At 31.8% G+C, this 6,180-nt stretch carries 7 protein-coding genes and 2 pseudogenes; 1 reads left to right on the top strand and 8 read right to left on the bottom strand.

The genetic code is table 11. The annotated features are described in order from the left end of the window. Positions 1–45 precede the first annotated feature (45 nt). The 6 genes and pseudogenes from DN394_RS25845 to DN394_RS25820 form a co-directional block, all read right to left on the bottom strand. A complete protein-coding gene (locus DN394_RS25845; protein WP_149294377.1) occupies positions 46–861 on the bottom strand; it encodes a YwqG family protein in 816 nt (271 codons plus the stop codon). A gap of 78 nt (positions 862–939) precedes the next feature. Then, the gene (locus DN394_RS25840) at positions 940–1,347 is read right to left on the bottom strand and encodes a DnaJ family domain-containing protein (protein ID WP_001070899.1); all 408 of its coding nucleotides are present in this window, start codon (positions 1,345–1,347) and stop codon (positions 940–942) included. 21 nt (positions 1,348–1,368) lie between these two features. Beyond that, positions 1,369–2,566 (bottom strand): annotated as a pseudogene (locus tag DN394_RS25835) (alpha/beta hydrolase). An 82-nt stretch (positions 2,567–2,648) separates the two neighbouring features. Continuing rightward, positions 2,649–3,014, bottom strand: a complete 366-nt coding sequence (locus DN394_RS25830) for a hypothetical protein (protein ID WP_098209057.1) — start codon at positions 3,012–3,014, stop codon at positions 2,649–2,651. Positions 3,015–3,260: 246 nt separating this feature from the next. Beyond that, the gene (locus DN394_RS25825; RefSeq protein WP_097916968.1) at positions 3,261–3,632 is read right to left on the bottom strand and encodes a YxiJ-like family protein; all 372 of its coding nucleotides are present in this window, start codon (positions 3,630–3,632) and stop codon (positions 3,261–3,263) included. A gap of 12 nt (positions 3,633–3,644) precedes the next feature. Beyond that, on the bottom strand, positions 3,645–4,496 hold the full coding sequence (locus DN394_RS25820; RefSeq protein ID WP_046954047.1) for a patatin-like phospholipase family protein: 852 nt from the start codon (positions 4,494–4,496) through the stop codon (positions 3,645–3,647). Between the two features lie 179 nt (positions 4,497–4,675). On the opposite strand from DN394_RS25820, the gene DN394_RS25815 reads away from it, so the two are divergent. Then, positions 4,676–5,053: a PH domain-containing protein gene (locus DN394_RS25815; protein ID WP_000522465.1), complete on the top strand. Its 378-nt coding sequence runs from the start codon at positions 4,676–4,678 to the stop codon at positions 5,051–5,053. A 121-nt stretch (positions 5,054–5,174) separates the two neighbouring features. Here the strand turns inward: DN394_RS25815 and DN394_RS25810 are convergent. Next, a pseudogene (locus DN394_RS25810) lies at positions 5,175–5,648 on the bottom strand (GNAT family N-acetyltransferase); the annotation flags it as partial. A gap of 1 nt (position 5,649) precedes the next feature. Beyond that, positions 5,650–6,171, bottom strand: a complete 522-nt coding sequence (locus DN394_RS25805; protein WP_149294375.1) for a YfiT family bacillithiol transferase — start codon at positions 6,169–6,171, stop codon at positions 5,650–5,652. Positions 6,172–6,180: the final 9 nt, after the last annotated feature.

The following is a 6,180-nucleotide window of genomic DNA, read 5'->3' as shown; positions in this document are numbered from 1 at the left end:
CTTTAGGAAGATTTTTTAGCTTGCTAGTATTTTAGTTATATGTTTTTAATAACAATCCCAATTGTAAATAACATTGGAAAAATCTAGATTTAATAAATCGTCTTTCTTTATAAAGAAATTAGCAACACCAGAATCTCCCCACATAATATTTAATGAATCATCTGTATCAATTTGCAACAATAACATGTCATGTTGCTGGTATTTTTCTTCCCATTCCCTTGGATCTGTCTGTGTGAAAAATGGATAACCACCAATTTTATGCCCTTGATCTTTACATAAATCATCATACAGTTCGCCTAATTCTGTATTATTTTCTTCATCAACAATTGCTTCCCAATCAATGTTATCGCTAAAAATCTTTTCAAATCGATAATCTCTTGATGTTACGGGTTGATAACCTAATTCAAACTTTAGTTTCGCTGCTTCGGGTATGATAAAGTCCTCTAATTCTAAAGTGTTTAAATAACTAAAATCAGTAATAACCTTATTTAAATCTTCTATAATTGTAGAATGATAAATAATTCTAAAGTCTTTTTGGTTTGTTCGATTATCTAAATCTGCTCCATAAAGCTCATCATCAGCACTTACGAAAAACTGTAATATTCCCTTTTGAGGCATATATTCAACATGCGGCATTTCTTCAAAGTTTAACTGCGCAAGTAACATCATAGGTTGTCCATTTGAATCTTTAGGATGCTCTTGATCTATAGGTAAATACGGATAACCACCAAACTTACTCTCAAAAAGCGTCGTTTCTGCTAATGTTCCAGACACTTTAACATACGGTTTCACACTTTCTTCTAAAATACTACGATATTTTTCTAGTTCTTTCGGAATTTGAAGTTGATACGTATTCTTCATCACATTTGCCTCCCTTTAAAAATGAATGGATAATACCTTACTTAATTATATAGCAAGAGATGGCTTAATTGAAAATTGTTAAAAATCCGTTTTCACCCTTGTTTTTTGCGCGCTTGGTGGACAAAGTAGATTATGTTCTAATACCTTTTTATTAATAGTTCGAATTAGATCCGCTGCTTCTGCAGTATTTGTATTATCTTTTAGTTTTTCTTTTAATTCATCAATTTCCTTTGAAAGCTCAATCCACCTAGGTAAAACATGATTATTCTTTAAAGTTCTATACAGTTGTTTTTCAGGATTGTACGAAAGGTCTTTATCAAGATTAAGAGGTTTCCCTTTACCGAGTAAATTATCAAAAGACCCTTTCTTTTCTGCTTCTTTAACGATAGAACTAATATGATCCTCATACGTATAGGACCAAACTTTCTCATCTTTTACTAAAATCTCTTGCTTTTTCAGTTTTTTATCTATTTCTTCTTGATTCATAGATTCTCGCTCCTTTTTATTTTATAGTGTCGTTTTTTTTAGTTTTAATGCTTTCAATCCATCAAACAACTTTTCTCGCCACCACACGCCGTCATGTCCGTCTTGAAACTCTTCATAAGTAATTTTGGTATCCCTTTCCTTTTAAAGCTTTATACAGGCGCCTATTAGCCGTTAAAAGAGGTTTGTTTTCAAGTTCTCCTGCTGCTATGTAAAAATGAGTTTGACTCGTATTGGAATCTATAGATGAAATTTGAATTTCAATCCAAGGAATTTGATTTTCATAACCATCCTTTTTCCAATGCACGGATCCAGACATTGATAACACGTTTCCGAAAACATGTGGATTTTGAAGCGCTGCATAAAAAGCTGCTAAGCCACCAAGACTGAAACCAGCAATTGTTGTATGATTCTTTTCTTGATATACGTGATACCTAGCTTGAATCCACGGAAGTAGTTCCTCCGTTAAAAATGTATTCATTTTATCGTTATAAGTTAGCTCTTCTAGTCGATCAACGGGTTCTATAGCAACAGCAATACAAGATGGGATTTCTTTTTCGTATATTAAATAATTGAGTGTTTTTGCGATTGAAAGGTTCTTAATAAATGATTTCCCATCAAATACAATGAGAAGTTCTTGAGGATGTGAAGTGTGAAAATAATCATGAGGCGTATAAATATGAATTTTACGTGTGTTATTTAAAATCGTACTATGAAAAGAATGTGTTTCAATTTTTCCAGATGGATAATGATTTGAAGGGAAACGACTGCTATACTGCACTTCCATCCCTATACTTAACACAGATGCTTTATTAGCACCGTCTCCAAATGTATTTCCATTAAATCGGTCTAGTTCGTACTGTTCACTACGCTTTATCCAATCATTTTCGAAAAAATCGTTTACTGAAAAATAATAAGTTGAAATAAAACTCTTATCCGTCCTAAACGTTTGATACCATATATCTGTCTGTAACAACCTTTTTAATTGATTTACAGACAGATCCCAGCCAGGAAAACTACCGAATACATAAACGTTTTCAGTTTTTCGGTCTCCTAACCATATATACGTTATAAGCTTATACTGATTATCTATAGGACATTGTTCTATTAGTGGCGTATTATTTGACTTTATTTCATGCAAAAAAGTATACAAAGCTTTCTTGTTTCCGATTTTTAATTGAATAATAAGCTCCTCTAACTTAGGACTAATTTTTGAAGTCACCCCTTTTCCTCCTTTTTAGTTCTGTCTTTTTATTAGAATGCCTATATAAAAATTGCATTAGGATGTTATGTATCTAGTTGAGTTATTTATTAGAAAGTTTATCAATTGCTTGAATAGAAAGTTCCAACGCTTTTATTCTTCTTGTTAAAAGTGTTCTTTGCGGACTACCAGCTTTAGACTTATCATAGGCTCTCTCAATTGATGGTAGTAAACCAGCAAGTACATTACTAGCTTCTGCTAACTCTGCTTGACTATACTGGTGGCTTTTTTGATTCCACACGTTTTCTAGCACTGCTAACCCTACACAAAGAGCATTAAGTCGTTTTTTCACTAATGTAGTATTTGTACCTTTTTCAGTCATCTGTGATAAGGCGTTTTCAAGTTTACGGATTGTTGACTGTAAAGATTTAATTGATTCTACTTTATCTACATTTGATACGTTTTCCATATTAAACCTGTCCCTTCTTCGTTTCTAAATTAGTTTTCTTGATATTTGATAATACCATTAAGAAACGAATTTTACTCGAAATATTTGAGTTGGACATTAACAGCTAACAAACTTCTCTCTCCTCCCTTACACCGTTCTATATGTACTTCTTTTTTTTTATTAAAATACCTACATGGACAAGTTGTTAATATTGAATATTTTATGAACAAAAAACGCACATGTAATGTAACCTGTGCGTTTTTGCTTTTATTCAGTAAGGTAATAAAGTAATAGCTTCCTGGTCTTCTCATAATTCATAAAATCTCTATACAAAATGGGATACTTCACAATTTCTATTTCTAGAAAGTAATATTGCGGAAACCATTCAAAAAATGATTTTCTTAGCCACTTTATTTGATCCAACAAAATCTCCTTTTCGTTGTTATTGAGTACGTAACTTAAAGTGCCTGCTGTATGCATCCAATAATAATTTAAATCAGCGCTTATGTAATCATCTTCTGTAAACATATCTTGATATTCTTTTCTTATTTTTTGAACGTCACAATTCGGAAATGGCTTATATAGCGGACTATGCATTTTCTGCAATTCATTAAAAATAACTTTTTTACCTAATAGCAACTTTCCACCCCTTTATTTCTCTATCCAACTTAATAATTTTTCATAATGATATTGAGCATCTATATAGCCAAGGTTATATAGATTAACGAGTTTTTCTTTATTTCTCTCTATCCCGCTTATAGGAAGTTGTACACTTGGTTGAATGACATAAAAGTTATCTTTTTGTCCTATTTGATTCATATAAGATATCGTCTCATTATAAAAACGATAGTGTTCTACTAAAGATTCTGCGATATTTGGATATTTCCTATATAAAATTTTAGCCAGGCCAGAAAATTTATTACGCTGCTTCTCATATCCTTCTGACTTTGTCATAATAACAACGTTCTTTTCATAACCATCCTTTTGCGCTTTTAAAACTGGTATAGGATCTATAATCCCTCCATCTAACAATTTTCGATTATCATATTCTACAGCAGGCGCTATAAACGGTACAGAACTTGATGCGCGAATGATTTTTAAAATATCATTTCCATGTTCTATTTTATTGTAATAAACTGCTTTTCCTGAATCACAATCAGTCGTTCCTATGACAAATTGCTCATTGGAATTTAGGAAAGTTTGAAAATCAAATGGAACAATTTTATTAGGGACTTCATCAAATAAAAAGTCCATCCCGAATAATTCACGTTTTCTAATCAAATTTCGATAAGATATATATCGGTGATCTGACACTAGCTCTGTATTTACTTTTTTATTCCTTCCTTTTTGACGTGATAAATAAGTTGCGCCCATACATGCTCCAGCGGATACGCCAACTACATACGGAAAGAATAAGTTCTTTTCCATAAAATATTCGAGTACTCCTGCAGTATATAGACCTTTCATTCCTCCGCCCTCTAATACTAAACCTATATTTTTCATGCTATATCCCTCTGCTTCTTTTTTCTTACTTACATGTTAGCACAAGATTTTAAGATGAGGTTATATAAACGAATTGCAATAATAACCAGAAACTACTAAAGTAATGTCATAATTTCTTAGTAAATAGCATGGTACAATATAAGTAACACATTCCACAAATAATGGAGGAGGAATTTCTTATGGGTTTATTTAGCGGTATTTTAGGAAATGCATCAAATGCGAGTACAGAAAGTGTAGAGCGTGATTTAGAGAAGATTATGTTAGACGATGAGAAAGTTGAACATGCTTATAAATTAATTCGTGATTTAATCGTATTTACAAATCGTCGTCTTATTTTAGTAGATAAACAAGGAATATCAGGTAAAAAAACAGAGTATCATTCTATTCCTTATAAAAGTATTACACAATTTAGCATTGAAACAGCTGGGCATTTTGATTTAGATGCTGAGCTTAAAATTTGGGTATCTAGTTTGAGTACGCCAATTACGAAGGAATTTAAAGGTGACGATAGTGTTTTAAGCATTCAAAAAGCGTTAGTAACATATACGACGAAATAACGCCTTTTCGTATGTTTATTCATTTTCGAAATTACTAACCCGATTATTTTGGAAGAATATGCATGGTTTTTGTATATTTAATCTAAAGTAACATAAAAAGGTAAAGCGTATTTTAAATGCTTTACCTTTCTTTTTTGTAATAAATAAGTGTAGTTTTATCATTTAATTTCTTTATTACTTCCGTTCTTTTATACCCCATCTTTTCGTATAGAAAACAATTTCTTTCTTCTTCTAAAATCGTAGCAAGTTCAAAGCTCTGTGCTTCTGGAAACATCTCTTCAATTAAAATAAGTACCTTTTGAGCGATCCCTTTTCCTTGATAGATTGGATGGATGAACATTGGACTAATCCAAAATTTATAAGGTATTTCTTTTTGGGATATACAAATCGCTCCAATAAGTTCCGAATCTATTATCATCTTATAAAAATTACTGCGGGGATTATTTATTCTTAAAATAGTTTTTTCAATAGATTCATTTGCTGGATTTGTTTCATAGTCTTTATATTTATTTAATAAAGGACTAAATGAGTCTAATTGCATTTGAAATAAAGCTTTCGCATCATTTTCTGTCGCTTTCTCTAATGTAATCTCCATGTTACCAATTTAGTCGCTTTCTTAATGAAGTTATATGAGCTGTATGATGACGTCCATGCCATGCATATAGTCCAATTGCAACAGCAAGTTTTGTTTCACCAGTTTCTGGATGATTAAATGTCTTTTCTAGATCTTGTGGTTCTAGAGAATATAAAAGGTTAACCCATCTTTTATGTAACGAATCTAACATTACTAGTGAAACGTCTACTGGTAATTTAGAATCAGGTAGTTCTGCCCACTTCTCTTCTTTATATGGTTTAATAGTAGGATTCTTTTCTGTTAGTGCTAATTTAAAGCGTATGTAGCTATTCATATGGCTATCAACAACGTGATGAACTACTTGACGAACCGTCCATCCACCAACTCGATACGGTGTGTCTAACTGCTTCTGATCTAAATCTTTAATTGCTTTTGCTAGTTCATTAGGTAAATCTTCAATTTCTTGAATCCATGTATCAATCATTTCTTCAGTTATAGGACGTTTGTATGTAAATTGCCCAATTGGATAACGTAAATCATTCATGTATAAGTC

It is taken from the genome of Bacillus sp. BB081 (assembly GCF_008368895.1).
Lineage (GTDB): Bacteria > Bacillota > Bacilli > Bacillales > Bacillaceae_G > Bacillus_A > Bacillus_A wiedmannii.
This window is presented reverse-complemented; position numbering and strand designations above follow the sequence as displayed.

Coding starts and splice junctions, on each gene's coding strand:
- DN394_RS25840 (WP_001070899.1), bottom strand. CDS start 1,347: ATGAATCAAGAAGAAATAGATAAAAAACTGAAAAAGCAAGAGATTTTA.
- DN394_RS25830 (WP_098209057.1), bottom strand. CDS start 3,014: ATGGAAAACGTATCAAATGTAGATAAAGTAGAATCAATTAAATCTTTA.
- DN394_RS25845 (WP_149294377.1), bottom strand. CDS start 861: ATGAAGAATACGTATCAACTTCAAATTCCGAAAGAACTAGAAAAATAT.
- DN394_RS25815 (WP_000522465.1), top strand. CDS start 4,676: ATGGGTTTATTTAGCGGTATTTTAGGAAATGCATCAAATGCGAGTACA.
- DN394_RS25805 (WP_149294375.1), bottom strand. CDS start 6,171: ATGAATGATTTACGTTATCCAATTGGGCAATTTACATACAAACGTCCT.
- DN394_RS25820 (WP_046954047.1), bottom strand. CDS start 4,496: ATGAAAAATATAGGTTTAGTATTAGAGGGCGGAGGAATGAAAGGTCTA.